Origin of the sequence: Duodenibacillus massiliensis, assembly GCF_900128485.1 — a bacterium.
Lineage (GTDB): Bacteria > Pseudomonadota > Gammaproteobacteria > Burkholderiales > Burkholderiaceae_F > Duodenibacillus > Duodenibacillus massiliensis.
This window is the reverse complement of the sequence record NZ_LT635859.1, coordinates 355,763-370,673: the sequence shown is the minus strand read 5'-3', so window position 1 is coordinate 370,673 and position 14,911 is coordinate 355,763. Positions and strand designations below refer to the sequence as shown.

13 protein-coding genes and 1 tRNA gene are annotated in these 14,911 nt (G+C 57.6%); 8 read left to right on the top strand and 6 right to left on the bottom strand.

Features of this window, described 5'->3' with window-relative positions; genetic code table 11:
- Positions 1-216 precede the first annotated feature (216 nt).
- From BQ7486_RS04670 to miaA, 3 genes are read left to right on the top strand one after another with little or no spacing between them, the layout of a single operon-like run.
- Positions 217-1,896, top strand: a complete 1,680-nt coding sequence (locus tag BQ7486_RS04670; RefSeq protein WP_074009122.1) for a phosphoethanolamine transferase — start codon at positions 217-219, stop codon at positions 1,894-1,896.
- Positions 1,897-1,953: 57 nt separating this feature from the next.
- Positions 1,954-3,921, top strand: coding sequence for a DNA mismatch repair endonuclease MutL (mutL, locus tag BQ7486_RS04665; protein ID WP_074009121.1), 1,968 nt, complete (start codon positions 1,954-1,956; stop codon positions 3,919-3,921).
- Positions 3,921-4,853 (top strand): tRNA (adenosine(37)-N6)-dimethylallyltransferase MiaA, encoded by a 933-nt coding sequence (gene miaA, locus BQ7486_RS04660; protein WP_074009120.1) that lies wholly within the window; start codon positions 3,921-3,923, stop codon positions 4,851-4,853. Before mutL ends, miaA begins: the two co-directional genes overlap by 1 nt.
- Positions 4,854-5,184: 331 nt before the next feature.
- Here miaA and BQ7486_RS11905 read toward each other — a convergent pair whose 3' ends face one another.
- The 4 genes from BQ7486_RS11905 to BQ7486_RS04645 all read right to left on the bottom strand — a co-directional run bounded on the left by BQ7486_RS11905 (position 5,185) and on the right by BQ7486_RS04645 (position 7,183).
- Complete coding sequence (locus tag BQ7486_RS11905) at positions 5,185-5,337, bottom strand: hypothetical protein (protein WP_154666309.1); 153 nt, start codon at positions 5,335-5,337, stop codon at positions 5,185-5,187.
- Between the two features lie 32 nt (positions 5,338-5,369).
- Positions 5,370-5,445, bottom strand: a tRNA-Thr gene (locus BQ7486_RS04655).
- 119 nt (positions 5,446-5,564) lie between these two features.
- Positions 5,565-6,614 carry a tRNA (adenosine(37)-N6)-threonylcarbamoyltransferase complex transferase subunit TsaD gene (tsaD, locus tag BQ7486_RS04650; protein WP_074009256.1) on the bottom strand — a complete coding sequence of 350 codons (1,050 nt, stop codon included), beginning with the start codon at positions 6,612-6,614 and terminating at the stop codon, positions 5,565-5,567.
- 59 nt (positions 6,615-6,673) lie between these two features.
- Positions 6,674-7,183 (bottom strand): hypothetical protein, encoded by a 510-nt coding sequence (locus tag BQ7486_RS04645; protein WP_143183048.1) that lies wholly within the window; start codon positions 7,181-7,183, stop codon positions 6,674-6,676.
- A 381-nt stretch (positions 7,184-7,564) separates the two neighbouring features.
- On the opposite strand from BQ7486_RS04645, the gene leuC reads away from it, so the two are divergent.
- The 4 genes from leuC (at position 7,565) to asd (ending at position 12,037) form a co-directional block, all read left to right on the top strand.
- Positions 7,565-8,986 carry a 3-isopropylmalate dehydratase large subunit gene (gene leuC, locus BQ7486_RS04640; RefSeq protein ID WP_074009118.1) on the top strand — a complete coding sequence of 474 codons (1,422 nt, stop codon included), beginning with the start codon at positions 7,565-7,567 and terminating at the stop codon, positions 8,984-8,986.
- A gap of 24 nt (positions 8,987-9,010) precedes the next feature.
- Entirely contained in the window at positions 9,011-9,664 is a 654-nt protein-coding gene (gene leuD / locus BQ7486_RS04635) for a 3-isopropylmalate dehydratase small subunit (protein WP_074009117.1), read from the top strand.
- Positions 9,665-9,693: 29 nt separating this feature from the next.
- Entirely contained in the window at positions 9,694-10,773 is a 1,080-nt protein-coding gene (leuB, locus tag BQ7486_RS04630) for a 3-isopropylmalate dehydrogenase (protein ID WP_074009116.1), read from the top strand.
- 130 nt (positions 10,774-10,903) lie between these two features.
- Positions 10,904-12,037 carry an aspartate-semialdehyde dehydrogenase gene (gene asd, locus BQ7486_RS04625; RefSeq protein ID WP_074009255.1) on the top strand — a complete coding sequence of 378 codons (1,134 nt, stop codon included), beginning with the start codon at positions 10,904-10,906 and terminating at the stop codon, positions 12,035-12,037.
- Between the two features lie 107 nt (positions 12,038-12,144).
- Here asd and BQ7486_RS04620 read toward each other — a convergent pair whose 3' ends face one another.
- Positions 12,145-12,477, bottom strand: coding sequence for a cytochrome c3 family protein (locus BQ7486_RS04620; RefSeq protein WP_022373615.1), 333 nt, complete (start codon positions 12,475-12,477; stop codon positions 12,145-12,147).
- Positions 12,478-12,495: 18 nt separating this feature from the next.
- A complete protein-coding gene (locus BQ7486_RS04615; protein WP_074009253.1) occupies positions 12,496-14,010 on the bottom strand; it encodes an FAD-dependent oxidoreductase in 1,515 nt (504 codons plus the stop codon).
- A 563-nt stretch (positions 14,011-14,573) separates the two neighbouring features.
- Here BQ7486_RS04615 and BQ7486_RS04605 point away from each other — a divergent pair.
- Positions 14,574-14,885, top strand: coding sequence for a hypothetical protein (locus BQ7486_RS04605; protein ID WP_143183047.1), 312 nt, complete (start codon positions 14,574-14,576; stop codon positions 14,883-14,885).
- Positions 14,886-14,911 lie beyond the last annotated feature (26 nt).

Genomic DNA, 14,911 nt, shown 5'->3' with positions numbered 1-14,911 from the left:
AAATCCCAATGTAAGCAATTGTTATATTTTTATAAAATAGCGAAACCTGAGAATTTTTGAGTTTGTGTTCTGTGCATCATATCGACGTCCCCCCCCCCTCCTCCGGCCTTGGATTTTCCCGTTTTCGGTCAGTTGTTTCAGTTGCTCATTTCGTAAAACCCTTCATCAGTTTTCTTCTGCTGGCGCTGGGCTCTGGGGCAGCCGGGGCATACGCTCATGACGGCCGGTCTGCTTGCTGCGTTTGTGCTGGTGTTCCGAAAGGATAAGGTTGATTTACTGGTTGCCCTGATCCTGTGGGCTGTGTTGCTGATTCCTGCCGTCTTGGTGGGGCTGTTTGCACCTGCCTTTCACGGGGAAATCAAGCCTTACTACCGGGCCATCGCAGAGGGGACCTCCTGGGCGGCGTCCGTCTCGGTCGCGTTGGTGGTTCTTTCGGCATCCAGTTGCTTTCTGCGCAGTAAGGTACTGCGGATTGCCGCAAGGGGGCTCACAGTTGTTCTTTGGGCAATTGCCCTGCTGTTGCCTTTATCTGTTCTTTTCTACTGGGTGACGGAAGGAGCCCTTCTTTCAGCATCAGCTGTACTGGCCGTGTTGCAGACCAACTTTTCCGAGAGCGTTGAATTTTTGTCGTTTAAGGGAAAGTTTGCTGTTTTGGCCGCTCTTTCGCTTTTTCTGTTTGCACTGCTTCTGAGGGTGGTTTTTCGCCCGCCGTTTGCTCAGACGCCGAGATTGGGGACCAGGATTGCATTGGCAGTGCTGCTTGTCCTTGCGTTATTTGCGACCTCAAAAACTATTTTTAATACGGGACTGAGTGCATTTTTCGATGCCGGACAGGTGTTTGATGAGTATGTGTCATACAGTGCCAAGGCAAAAGAGCGTCAAGTTCTGAATGAACGGCTGCAAAGTCTCGGGCATGAGCCCCGTAGCGGACTGTATGTGTTTGTTGTGGGTGAATCCATGACCCGTACACGCATGTCAGCATACGGCTATGAAAAGAATACAACGCCATGGTTGGATAACGCTGTCAGGAGCGGAGATGTTTTGCTGCTTCGAAATGCGTATTCCTGCCGCGTCAATACCGTCCCGGCATTGAGTGAGGCATTGACAGCGAAGAACCAGTTCAGAAATTCCTCTTTGGCTCTGAGTCCGTCCATCGTGCAGATGGCGCAGGCGGCGGGTTTTGATGTCTGGTGGATTTCCAACCAAAGCCGGTTCGGTTTTTATGACACGCCGACCAGTGTTATTGCTTCTGACGCGCAAAAGCAGATTTGGCTCCGAGAAAACGGTGCGGCTTCCGACAAACTTTCTCCCGACGGGGACTTGTTGCCCTATCTTAAAAGAATTCCGCTGGCTGATACCGGAAAAACGCTTGTGATTATCCACTTGATGGGGTGCCACGTTGATTATAAAAACAGGTATCCGGCCGAGTTTCGGCACTGGGATGATTCAGGACGGGACGGCGCCTACGATAATGCCATGCGTTATACGGATCACGTTGTCGGAGAAATCAGCCAAATCGTGCGGAAGCGCTCGGATTTTCAGGGGCTTTTTTTGATGAGTGACCATGGGGAACTTGTCAGCTACGGTCACAATGAGGATCATTTCACCTGGTCCATGGCTCAGATACCTGTGTGGTTTTTGTTTTCCCGGGATTTCAACCGTGCGCATCCCGAAATTGAAGCAAATCTCAGACAAAATGCCGGAAAGCCTTTCACAAACGACATGATGTTTGACACGGTATGCGGCATTTTGGGACTGACGAAATCTTCTTTTTACGATCAGGCCAATGACATTTCTTCAATGAAGTATGCAAGAACCGCAGAGGAGCTCACTTTGCTTGGGGGACGTGTTTCGCTTATGACGGATCCGGATCTGAGGAAACTCCAAGAGCAGTAAAGTCAGGGAACCGGTGACCGTATAATCGTCCGATCACACGGAAAAGACTCATCCCTCATGACCACGGAAAACCGAGAAGTGCGCCATATTCACGCACTGCCTGATCAGCTCATCAGCCAAATCGCCGCGGGCGAAGTTATTGAACGCCCATCGTCGGTCGTTAAAGAACTCGTTGAAAACGCGGTGGACGCGGGTGCCAAAACCGTGCAGGTGCGCTTGGAAGAGGGCGGCATCAAACGGATCAGTGTCACGGACGACGGCTGCGGGATTCCTCCGGAGGAGCTGGGCCTCGCGCTCACGCGTCACGCGACCAGTAAGATCAGTAATCTCCTGGACCTTGAGAAGGTCGCGAGTTTCGGTTTCCGCGGTGAGGCGCTCGCGTCGATTGCCTCGGTGGCTGACGTTACGCTGACAAGCCGTACGGCCGGCATGAGCACCGCGCAGCGCATCACGCCTGCCGGTGAAATTACGGTGGCGCCCGGGGACACCGGCACTACCGTGGAAGTCGAAGACCTCTTTTACAAAACCCCGGCACGCCGTAAGTTTTTAAAGGCGGTGAGAACCGAGAGCGCACACGTTGTGGAACAGATCGAGCGCATGGCGCTTTCAAGCCCCGAGGTTGAATTCCGGGTGACGGTCGACGGTAAAAGCGCCCTGATTCTTCCAGCACAAACGCAGGAAGAACGCATCTTTGCCGTGATGCCCCAGGACTTTAAGGTCAACAGCCGCGCGGTTGCCGCCGAAGGTTTTGACATGCGCATCACGGGGTTTGCCGGGCTGCCGCGCGCGGCCAAAGCCCGCACGGCCGATCAGTACTTTTTCGTAAACGGCCGCTTTGTGAGGGACAAAGTCCTGCAACACGCGGTGAGAACCGCTTACGCGGACGTCCTGCACGGCGCCGTGCAGCCCCTGTATTGCCTCATGCTTGAAATCAACCCGGTGAAGGTGGACGTCAACGTTCACCCGCAAAAGTCCGAGGTGCGGTTCCGTGACAGCGCGCAGGTGCACAGTTTCGTGAGCCGCGCGATTTCCGAGGCGCTTGCCAGAAGCTGTGAAACCGGGGAGAGCGGTGCATCACTCTTACCGCAGGCAGAGAGCGGAAGTCCTCAGATTAATGAACCGTCGGCCGCCGCCCTGCGCGAAGCCTCTTTCCCGAAAAATTTCCGCGCAAAGACAGGACAGAGTTTCGGTACGAAGCCCAAGCCCCTGTCCGCTTCGGAGTGGCTTAACGTCTTTGCGACCAAACCGAAAGAAGCGCAGACTGAGAAGCCCGCCGCACCGGCGCCTTTAGAGCGTCCGGCAGCGCCCGTTGTCACTGAGACCACGGCCGCAGACATGCTTACGGTGCCTCAGCAGCAGTCAGTCCCCGAGCCTCCCGCCTACGCCGGGAACGTGCCTTTGGCAATGGACGAACCTCAGGCGGAAAAAGCGCTCCCCCACTACCGGCTCGGCAAGGCCCTGGCGCAGCTTGCGGGGATTTATATCCTCGCTGAAAACGACCGGGGACTCGTGATTGTCGACATGCATGCCGCGCACGAGCGCATCAACTACGAGCGCTTAAAGCGCGAAGCCAAAACATCGATTTCCACGCAGGCGCTCCTGGTCCCTGTGGTCTTTCGGGTGACGGCCGCGGAAATGTCCGCGTTTGAAGAAGCGGGCGACACGCTCACAAAGCTCGGGCTTGAGGTGAGCCGCTCCGGCGAAGACGCGCTTGCGCTGCGCAGTATCCCGGCGGTGTTTGCGGACGGCCGCGCCGACGCGGAGGGGCTCGTTCGGGGCGTGCTGCAGGATTTGGCGGAATTTGGTGTGACGTCCTTAACCGAAGAGCTCCGCAACAAGTGCCTCTCCACCATGGCCTGTCACGGGTCGGTGAGGGCGCACAGGATTCTGACGCTGCCGGAAATGCAGGCGCTTTTGCGGCAGATGGAAATGACGGAGCGGGCGGATCAGTGCAATCACGGGCGACCTACCTGGCGCGAAATCACGATTGAAGAGCTTGATAAGTTTTTCCTGCGGGGTCAGTGATGCAGCCGCGTGCGCTCATGATTCTCGGGCCCACGGCAAGCGGCAAAACCGCGCTTGCCCTGACCCTGGCCCGCAAGCTCCCCGTTGAAATCATTTCGGTTGACTCAGCCCTTATCTACCGCGGCATGGACATAGGCTCGGCCAAACCCACGCGCGAAGAACTTGCCCTCTGTCCGCACCACCTGATTGACATCCGTGAAATCGATGAAAGTTACAGTGCGGCCGACTTTCGCACCGACGCCCTGCGGCTTATTGATGAAATTCACGCGCGCGGTCGGTTTCCCCTTATTGTCGGGGGAACGATGCTTTACGCCAAAGCCTTACGGGAAGGGATTGACGAACTGCCTTCGGCTGACCCCGGGGTAAGGGCTGCCGTCTTAAAAGAGGGCAAAACCTTCGGGTGGCCCGCGATGCACGAAAAACTTGCGGAGGTCGATCCCGTGACCGCCGCGCGGCTCGCGGTTAACGACAGCCAGCGCATCAGCCGGGCGCTGGAGATTTACCGTCAGACGGGGCGGGCGATTTCGGATTATCAAAAGGGGGAGGCTCAACCCGACCCGACGATTGTGACCGTGGGCCTTGTGCCCGGCGACAGAGCACACCTGCATCGGGTGATCGGCGGGCGTTTTGACGCCATGGTGGCTTCAGGCCTTTTGGATGAAGTTGAGAACCTCATGAAGTCGCCGCGCTTTATCCGGGAGTCCCCGGCCATGCGCTGTGTGGGTTACCGGCAGGCTGTGGATTATCTTCTCGGGGAGTGCACGAGGGAAGCGTTTCTCGATCGCGCCAAGGCCGCAACGCGGCAGCTCGCGAAGCGCCAGATGACGTGGCTGCGCTCGATGAAGGCCGTGACCGTTTTTGATCCGTATGCTGAAGAAGCAGGGGCTCTGGCCGGCAAGCTGATGCAGTTGACGGACGCCGAACTGGGCTGATGCCGGAGAGCTGCTGTGTTTGTGCTTTCGGGTTCTGAATTAACAGAGAGGCAGAGATGAGTCTTACGTATTGGCTTGTGCTTTTGGTTGGGTGCGGTGTTACAGCGTTCGGACTGTATCTCAAGTGGCTTGACAGCAGGGACTCCAGCAAAAAGTAATCTCGCAAGAGCCGGCACGGAAAGCAAAAAATTTGTCCGGATTTGTGAAGCAGCGGGATTTCCGGCAGATTAACTGAGCCGTAAGTTGAAGAGCCTTTTCGGCTGATATGACCTGCGGGTGCGAATGTATGTCTGAGTGTATGTCTCGGACTGAGGCAGCAATCTGCAAAACGTCAGACGGTGCGGCGGCTGACGATGAAGACCGTGACGGTTCGAATCCCTGCAACACGGAAGCTCAACGGCTTGCCGGCCGCTGCGGCAAAGGATCCGCGGCTGATGTCGGGGTGACTGCAGCGGATAACAAAAAAGCCTTCGGCTTTCGCCAAGGCTTCTTGTCTTCCCGTAAGGGATGAGGAAATGGTGCCGGTGAGAGGAATCGAACATCCGACCTTCGCATTACGAATGCGCTGCTCTACCAGCTGAGCTACACCGGCATTTCCCAAATTGTTTCCGCTTCTTTGCGGCGAACCGCTCTGAATCGGAGTTGCGCATTTTACGGAGATTTTGAAAAAAAGCAAATCGCAAACGCGGCCCGGAAAGCGGCTTTTGGTACTTACGCTTTATCCGGCCGGGCAGCTTCCGAGAGTTTCCAGCGGGGCTTGGCGGAAAACGCCCAGCGGTGAAGCGCCTTGGCGCGTTCTTCGGGCGTCATTGCTTCAAGCCTCATCATGCCGGCAACGGCAATCATGGCGCCGTTATCGGTGCAAAGCGCAAGCGGCGGAAAGTACACACGGCCCTTGAGTTTGGCGGCCGTTTTGATGAGGCCTTCCCGAAGCTGCTTGTTCGCGGAGACGCCGCCCGCGACCACCAGATCCTTGATGCCGGTTTTCTTCATGGCTTTGGCGGCTTTGGCGGTAAGCACCTCAACCACGGCGTCCACAAAGCCACGCGCGAGATTAGAGCGGAAGGTTTCGTCTTTGGGATCCGGGGCCTTCTGCACGGTCGTTAAGACCGCGGTTTTAAGCCCTGCAAAACTTAAGTTGAGGTCCGGCGAGTGCAGCATCGGCCGCGGCAGTTCAATGGCGCCGGGAGTGCCGTTTTCCGCGAGGCGCGACACCGCGGGTCCCCCCGGATAGCATTCGCCCAAAAGCTGCGCGGTCTTATCAAAGGCTTCGCCCGCGGCATCATCAAGCGTCTCCCCGAGAAGCTCATAGTGCCCGAAGGACGTCACCTTCATAAACTGCGTGTGGCCTCCGGAAACGAGAAGCGCCAAAAACGGAAACTTCGGTTTTTCGGGGCTCAATAGCGCTGAAAGCAGATGGCCTTCCAAGTGATGCACGCCGATTACAGGTACGCCCAGGGCGTAGCCCGCGGCATGCGCAACGGAGGACCCTACCAAAAGGGCACCGGCAAGCCCCGGGCCTTCAGTGACGGCAATCGCGTCAATGTCTTTTTTTGTGAGGTGCGCGTCAGAAAGCACCTGATCCATCAGGGCAATCGCGCGGCGGATATGGTCGCGGCTAGCGAGTTCCGGCACAACGCCGCCGTAGGCGCGGTGCATGTCAATCTGCGTGTGAATGGCCTGCGCGAGCAGTTCGTGCTTATCGTTAATGAGCGCTGCACCGGTTTCGTCGCAGGAACTTTCAATGCCGAGAACAATCATGGTCTTCTTTGAAAAGCCGTCAAAAAGAAGGAAGTCCCGTATTTTAACGGCGCAAAGCTTTACCGACGCGGCGGACGGGGCGGTGGCGGCGGTGGGGGAGGCGGCGGTGGCATCATCATCGGCGCCCACATCATGCGGTTCATAAAGTAGAAGTCTCGCTCGGCCTGTTCTCTGGCCAATGCGGCCTTAAGCGCCGCCTCTCTCTGCTGCGCCCGGGTGAGCGCATTTTTAAGGTCTGTTTCAAGGCCCGGTGCGTCCTTGGGGCGCTCCAGATGCACGCGAAACGTTGACTGCTCTCCGCAAAGCCGGATGGGGTTGGCGCTCGTTGCTTTTGCACCCGAGGGCCACGTGTAGGTTACGCCGGCAATCGCCGCACAGCCGTCGGCGCCGCGCGCGGCATCGAGCGCATCGTTGTCGTAGGTGACCTGCACGGGCGTGATGCCCGCGGTTGTGCCGTCGGCACTGGTGACACGGGCCCCTTCGATGTCGCTTGCGAATTCCACGACCGTGGAGCAGCCGGTGAGAACAAGGGCGAGGGCGGCAGCGGCCGCTGCTGAATGTAGTTTCACGACTGTCTCCGGCAGTAAATGGGTCGGAAGATGCCCGGGCATCCTGTTGATTCGATTTTACGCGGGCGGGCTCAGAAGATTTGTGAGCAATTTGTTTCCGATTGGTTTCCGGCATCCGGCGGAGCAGCCAGCCCGGATAACACGTCTGAAAGTACAGGCCCCGGGCTGTTTTCGGGGCTGTTTTTAGGTAGTTTTTAGTATTTTTGAGAGGCGAAAAACTCCTGCGGACACTGAATGTTTGCGCGCTTTGCGCCTAAAGTGCATACTGCGGAGACGGCCTTCTGAAACTCCCTTGGCGCAAGCCTCAGTTTGCGTTCCCGAAAAAAGCGGACATTCTCGGAGTGACCGCCGAATTAACCCAACAAAAAACAAGAAAACCCCATGGCAAAAACACTGTACGACAAACTTTGGGATGAACATGTCGTTGACTGTGAAGACGACGGCACGACGACGCTTTACATTGACCGCCACCTGATGCACGAGGTCACAAGTCCCCAGGCCTTTGAAGGTCTGCGCCTGGCAAACCGCAAACCCTGGCGTATTTCTTCGATCGTGGCAACGGCCGATCACAATACGCCCACCACGGGGTGGGAGAAGGGCATGGACGGCATCACCGATCCGATTGCGCGCCTTCAGGTGGAAACGCTTGACAAGAACATTCACACGTACGGCTGTGCCGCCTACTTCCCCTTCATGGATAAGGGCCAGGGCATCATTCACGTCATGGGGCCCGAGGAGGGCGCGACGCTCCCCGGCATGACCGTGGTGTGCGGCGACAGCCACACGTCCACCCACGGCGCCTGCGCGGCGCTCGCGTTCGGGATCGGCACCTCGGAAGTCGAGCACGTGCTTGCCACCCAGACGCTTCTTACGAAGAAAAACCGCAACATGCTCGTGCGCGTGGAAGGTAAGCTCGGCGCGGGCATCACCGGTAAGGACGTTGCGCTTGCCGTCATCGGCAAAATCGGTACCGCAGGCGGCACGGGCTGCACGATTGAATTTGCCGGCAGCGCCATCCGCTCGCTTTCGATGGAAGAGCGCATGACGCTTTGCAATATGGCGATTGAAGCCGGTGCCCGAAGCGGCCTTGTTGCCGTCGATGAAAAGACGATTGAATACATGCGCGGCAAACCGCTTGCGCCCACGGGCGAAGATTGGGACAAGGCCGTTAGCTACTGGAAGACCCTCGTCAGTGACGCAGACGCCCACTTTGACGTCGTCGTTGAAATGAAGGCCGAAGACATCCGCCCGATGGTCACGTGGGGGACGTCGCCTGAGATGGTCACCTCAATTGACGGCGTGGTGCCCGATCCCAAGGACCAGCCCGATCCGGTGAAGCGCGAAGGCTGGGAGCGGGCCCTTAAATACATGGACTTAAAGCCCGGCACCAAGATCACCGACATTGCGCCGGACCATGTCTTTATCGGTTCCTGCACCAATTCCCGCATTGAAGACCTCAGAATGGCCGCCGCGGTTGTCGCCAAACTCGGCCGCAACGTCGCGCCGGGCGTGAAGCAGGCTCTCGTTGTGCCGGGCTCGGGCCTTGTGCGCCTGCAGGCAGAAAAAGAAGGGCTTGATCAGATCTTTAAGAAAGCCGGTTTTGAGTGGCGTGAACCGGGCTGCTCGATGTGCCTTGCGATGAACGCAGACCGCCTCAATCCCGGGGACCGCTGCGCCTCAACCTCCAACCGCAACTTTGAGGGCCGTCAGGGTAAGGGCGGAAGAACGCATCTGGTGAGTCCCGCGATGGCAGCCGCCGCGGCGGTGATGGGCCACTTCGTGGACGTGAGTAAACTCTTTTAAGCCCCGGTAAGGATACGATTCATCATGGAAAAATTTACGACTCTCACGGGGCTTGTGGTTCCGCTTGACCGCAGCAACGTTGATACCGACGCCATCATCCCCAAGCAGTTTTTAAAGTCGATCTACCGCACCGGCTACGGCCCCAACTGCTTTGACGAGTGGCGCTACCTCGATAAGGGCGAGCCTGGGATGGACAACAGTAAGCGCCCGGTCAATCCCGACTTTGTGCTCAACTTCCCGCGCTACAAGGGCGCCGAGATCCTTCTCGCGCGTAAAAACTTCGGCTGCGGCTCAAGCCGCGAGCATGCGCCCTGGGCCCTGCTGCAGTATGGGTTCCGCTGCGTGATTGCGCCGAGCTTTGCCGATATTTTCTATTCCAATTCGCTCAAAAACGGCCTTGTGCCCGTGGTGCTTTCTGAAGACGTGATTGACCGTCTGTTCCGCGACTGCGAAAAGACCAAGGGGTACCGTCTGACGGTCGATCTTGACAAGCAGACCGTGACGGAACCTGACGGCACCGTCACGCCCTTTGAAATCTCGGCTTTCCGCCGCTGGGCGATCATGAACGGGTTTGACGACATCGGGATCACGCTTTCCACGCGCCAGGACAAGATCCGTGCGTTTGAGGATAAGCGCCTTGCCGAAAAGCCGTGGCTTGCAAAGATGCTGAATCAGTGAAGAACTTTTGACGTAAAGACAGATAAAAAATGACGAAAAAGATTGCAGTGCTCCCCGGTGACGGGATCGGTCCGGAAATTGTGGATCAGGCCGTCAAGGTCTTAAAGGCCCTCGGCGAAAACTTTGAAATGGAAACGGCGGATGTGGGCGGCGTCGCCTACGCGCACCACGGGCATCCGCTGCCGGAAGCAACGCTCAAACTTGCCAAGGAAAGCGACGCCGTCTTGTTCGGCGCCGTGGGGGACTTTAAGTACGATACCTTGGAGCGGAGTCTGCGTCCCGAGCAGGCGATTCTGGGGTTACGCAAGAACCTCGGGCTTTTTGCAAACCTTCGGCCCGCCAAGTGCTTTAAGGAACTTGTGGGTGCCTCAACCCTGCGTCCTGAGGTTGTAAGCGGCCTGGACCTTCTGATCGTTCGCGAATTGACCGGCGACATTTATTTCGGTACGCCCCGCGGCCGCCGCACGGCGGTGGACGGCCAGTTCCCCGGTACCCCTGAAGCCTTTGACACGATGCGCTACAGCGTGCCTGAGATCGAACGCATTGCGCGCGTTGCCTTTGAAGCGGCCCGCAAGCGCCGCGGCAAGGTCACGAGCGTTGATAAAGCCAACGTCCTTGAAACGAGCCAGCTCTGGCGCGACACGGTGATTGCCGTGCACGACAAAGAGTTTGCCGATGTGACGCTTGAACATATGTACGTGGACAATGCCGCCATGCAGCTCGTGCGTGCTCCCAAAGCCCTTGACGTCGTTCTCACCGGCAACATCTTCGGCGACATTCTGAGTGATGAAGCCTCGATGCTCACGGGTTCGATCGGGATGCTTGCCTCCGCGAGCCTCAACGACAAGGGCCAGGGCCTTTTTGAGCCCTCCCACGGGTCGGCGCCGGACATTGCGGGCAAGAATATCGCGAACCCCATTGCGACGATTCTTTCCGCTGCGATGATGCTCCGCTACAGCCTCGGGATGGCCGAAAACGCCGACCGGATCGAACGGGCGGTGGAAGCGGTCCTCGCTTCGGGGCTTCGCACGGGCGACATCATGAGCGAAGGCTGCCGCAAGGTTTCCTGCTCGGAAATGGGCGACGCCGTGCGCGACGCACTGAAATAATTTTTCACCGGGGCATATCCCGCGGGTGCTGCCGCAGCTTTTTTTGGGAGATGTCTGCGACAGGGCTTTAAAGCCTGCGGGTTGCCCTCTCACACGCAAACTCGGTACTCAAAAAAAGGGAGAAACAATCATGATTCTCGGTATGGTGGGCTGGCGCGGTATGGTGGGCAGCGTCCTTATGGGCCGCATGCTCGAAGAGGGCGACTTCCGGCACGTCGAAAAAACGGTGTTCTTTTCGACGTCGCAGGCCGGGCAACCCGCTCCTGAAGTCGCGGGCGCCGAGCCCGTGCTCTCTGACGCCAACGACACTCAGGCGCTTGCCAAATGCGACGTCATCATTTCCTGCCAGGGCGGCGATTACACAAAGAGCGTTCACCCGAAATTGCGCTCTGAGGGCTGGACGGGTTATTGGATTGATGCGGCGTCAAGCCTCAGAATGGAAAAAGATGCGGTGATCATTCTCGATCCCGTCAATATGCCGGTCATTGAAAAGAGCCTTAAGGCCGGAATTAAAGACTACATCGGCGGCAACTGCACGGTTTCTCTGATGCTTTTGGCTCTGGATGGCCTCATCCGTGAAGGGCTTGTGGACTGGGTCACCTCCATGACCTATCAGGCCGCAAGCGGCGCCGGTGCCCAGAATATGCGTGAGCTTCTCGCGCAGATGGGTTACCTCAATGCCTCCGTTTCCGAGCAGCTTGCGCACCCGGGCTCTTCGATTCTTGAGATCGACCGCCGCGTGACCCAGGCCTTTTTAAAGCCTGATTTCCCGCAGAAGGCGTTCGGCGCCCCCTTGGCCGGGTCGCTGATTCCCTGGATTGACAAGGATCTCGGTAACGGTCAGTCCCGCGAAGAGTGGAAAGGCGGCGCTGAAGCGAACAAAATCCTGGGGCTTCCTGCTATGGGAGACGCCGGGTCTCTGATCGTTGACGGTCTTTGCGTGCGCGTGGGAAGCATGCGCTGCCACAGCCAGGCTCTCACCATCAAGCTCAAAAAGAACCTTGACACGGCGGAAATCGAAAAGTTGCTTGATAACGCCAATGAATGGGCTTACGTGGTTCCAAACCGTAAGGAAGAGTCGATTGCGGAATTGTCGCCCGCTAAGGTTTCCGGCACCCGCCGTATTCCGATCGGCCGCATCCGTAAGCTCGCGATGGGCCCGGAATTTATCAGCGCCTTTACGGTGGGCGATCAGCTCCTTTGGGGCGCCGCAGAGCCCCTGCGCCGGATGCTGAGAATCCTCGTTGACTTTAAAAACGCGTAAGCCGCGTTTTTAAAGACCGACAAAAAACCCGGAAACGCCGTAAAAAGCGCTCCGGGTTTTTCTTTGACCGGCCGGATTAGTGTCCTCCGGCCGGTGATGTATGCCGATTACTTCTTTTTCAGCGTGAAGTTGTGGCAGTCGTTGCACATGAGCTTCACGTCCTTAAAGGGCTTATTGGCCTGATGGCATTCCTGGCAGTCCACGGCACCCTGATGCGACACATGGGGGTTGGGGGTGACGTTCTTTGTCTGTTCTGCCAGCGCTTCGTAGGAAACGTGGCACTTCAGGCACTGGTTCTTCTGAACGAAACCGTCTTTGGCAACGGGCCAGTTTTTACCGTGAAACTGCTGGAGGGTCTGTTCAGCGGCAACGGCAGAGCCGTCGGCGAGCATAAGACCCGCAGCAAGGGCGAGAGCGGCAGCAAAAGTCTTCATCATCATTTCAAATTCTCCCCTGGGTTAGATCTTCTTAGCCTTGGCAGCCTTGGCGCGCTTCACCATCTCAGCGCCCGCAATGCGGCCGAACACGGTCGCGGCACCGAGCTGAGCGCCGCCCGCGTAGTTGTGAAAGAAGATGCCGCCCGCGGAGTTACCCGCAGCGTACAGGCCCTTGATGCTTTCGCCGTCCAAGTTCTGCACTTCAGCCTTGGTGTTGATCAAGGGACCGCCGAAGGTCGCGGTCATGCCGCCCTGGAAGGGAACGGCGTAGAACGGGGCCTTGGCAATCGGATGGGGCTTCTTGTAGTTGCAGGGCGGAACCATCTCGTCGAGCTTGTTGGCTTTAAGTGCTTCGTTATACTGGTCCACAACCTTCTTGACCTTGGCAACCGGGAGGTTCACCTGCTTGCAGAGCTCTTCAATCGTATCGGCCTTGCCGTAGGGGTTGTTCAAGGTATCAAACTTCGGAATGACGCGGTCCAGCACCGAGCAGTCGCTGTCAACGATCACCCAGGCGTAGTTGTCCAAAGTCTTCTGCGCCGTCGTACGGGCCTTAATGACGTACGTGTTGTTTTCATCCATGTAACGCACGCCCGAAGTGTTCACCTGCACGCCGTAGCCGGAATTGAGAACATCGGCGGGGTTCACGTGGGTTTTCCCAAGGATCGGGCCGGAGTGGAACTGATCCATGTTCACAAACTTCGTGAAAAGCGGAGCCGTGAGCGTAATGTTTTCGCCCGTGGTGTGGCGGGAACCGCGAAGCACCATGCGTGTGGCCCAGCCGCCGATGTACTGGTCAACGAGGCCGGGGTTGGCGGAAAAGCCGCCCGTTGCAATCAGAACGCCGCCGCGTGAACGGAAGTAGAGCTGGCGCGTCGGGGTCTGAACCTTGACGCCCGTGACCTGCAGGGCTTCGTTCGTGAGAAGTTCCACGGCCTTATGCTGGTACTTGATTTCAATACCGCGCTTGGCGCAGGCTTCCAGGAGCTTTTGAACGAGCGCAGCGCCCCCGGTCATGCCCTTGCTCTTATCACCCACCACGCGGCAGGTGCGGCCGAGACGCGGATAAGGCATCGGACGGATCTTGCCGAACTTAACGCCGATATCCTTTTCGAGCCAGTCAATGCCTGCGGAAATGTTGTCGGTGTAGGTGCGGTTTAAGGCCGGATCACCCATCTGCTTGCTGATGTCCATCATCATCGCGTAGAAGGCGTCGGCCGTATCGGTGATACCCTGTTCCTTCTGATGACGCGTACCCCAGCCGCAGACTGACCCCAGGGCGTAAATGGCGTTGCCGTCGGGACGGTCGCACTTTTCCATGACGCAGACCTTGGCGCCCATGTCGTGCGCGGTAATGGCGGCAATAAGGCCTGCGGGGCCGGCACCCAGAACGATCGCGTCATAGGTGCCGCTCATTTTTTTGGCCGGGGCCGCTTCCGCGGTGGCGGTCATGCCGAAACCGGCAGCGCCCGCGGCGGCTGCTCCGAGAATCGAGCTCTTTAAGAGCCCGCGGCGGGTGAGATCCGTATTGGACATCTTCATTCTCCTGCTTTGACTGATGCCTTTGTGTATCAGGCAGTTCTTGTGTTTGTGTCGCCCTCAAAGGGGAAAGTCCTTCTTTTCAGGGACTTAACCCGATTGTGAGCTGATGCGAAACTTAACGTTGGGATTATGCAGGGGTAAACCCACTAAGTACCCCGTACTCATGTCAAAGAGAGGAGACTTGACGAAGAGCTGGGCATGGTCTGAAAGTACGGTCCGCAAAACCGTGTAGGCGGGCAAGCGGTTTCGTAGAATCGGGGGTTCTGAATTTTTTCTGGTCCGTGCGGCTTGCGTAATGCCGGTTTCTCACCGTCCCGAATTGGCTCTGGCTTTGGCCCGGCGCTTTTTTGAGCCTGACATTCTCACCTCACGCGCCGGACTCTTTCTCGTTGCTCCGAGGGGCGCAGGCTAGACAACGTTTCTCCGGGAGGATCTCATTGCGGTGCTTTCGGGAAAAGCGCTCGTGGTGTACGCGGATCTGGAAACTGCAAAAACCGGCGGGGCCGCCGTTGAGAGACTTTTGAGCTCCGTGTCCGGCAAAAGTCCGGGACTCAGTTTTGATCCGGTCAAAGCGGGCCGCAGAAACGGTGTTTCGCTCGCAGCCTTTTTACGGTGCGGACTTTCTGGACTTTCCGATGCCGGACGATGAATTCCCGCTGTTAAAAAGCACAGCCCCCAAAGATTTCCCGACAACGTATCCCGCAAGGACAACGAACATCATGCGCGACGAATACGACTTTTCCGATGCCGTTAAAAACCCGTACACTGATGCGGCCAAGGCCGCCCATGACCGTGCCACGGACGGCAAGGATCAAAAGCAGAAGAACCCGGCCGTCAAAAAGACAAAAGACGCGCCCGGCAAACGCTGAGCAAAAATTTCCCGCCGTTTTTCCTT

Excerpts from the sequence above, each read along its gene's own strand:
- BQ7486_RS04670 (WP_074009122.1), top strand. The coding sequence starts at position 217 with ATGACGGCCGGTCTGCTTGCTGCGTTTGTGCTGGTGTTCCGAAAGGAT.
- mutL (WP_074009121.1), top strand. The coding sequence starts at position 1,954 with ATGACCACGGAAAACCGAGAAGTGCGCCATATTCACGCACTGCCTGAT.
- miaA (WP_074009120.1), top strand. The coding sequence starts at position 3,921 with ATGCAGCCGCGTGCGCTCATGATTCTCGGGCCCACGGCAAGCGGCAAA.
- tsaD (WP_074009256.1), bottom strand. The coding sequence starts at position 6,614 with ATGATTGTTCTCGGCATTGAAAGTTCCTGCGACGAAACCGGTGCAGCG.
- leuC (WP_074009118.1), top strand. The coding sequence starts at position 7,565 with ATGGCAAAAACACTGTACGACAAACTTTGGGATGAACATGTCGTTGAC.
- leuD (WP_074009117.1), top strand. The coding sequence starts at position 9,011 with ATGGAAAAATTTACGACTCTCACGGGGCTTGTGGTTCCGCTTGACCGC.
- leuB (WP_074009116.1), top strand. The coding sequence starts at position 9,694 with ATGACGAAAAAGATTGCAGTGCTCCCCGGTGACGGGATCGGTCCGGAA.
- asd (WP_074009255.1), top strand. The coding sequence starts at position 10,904 with ATGATTCTCGGTATGGTGGGCTGGCGCGGTATGGTGGGCAGCGTCCTT.
- BQ7486_RS04620 (WP_022373615.1), bottom strand. The coding sequence starts at position 12,477 with ATGATGATGAAGACTTTTGCTGCCGCTCTCGCCCTTGCTGCGGGTCTT.
- BQ7486_RS04615 (WP_074009253.1), bottom strand. The coding sequence starts at position 14,010 with ATGTCCAATACGGATCTCACCCGCCGCGGGCTCTTAAAGAGCTCGATT.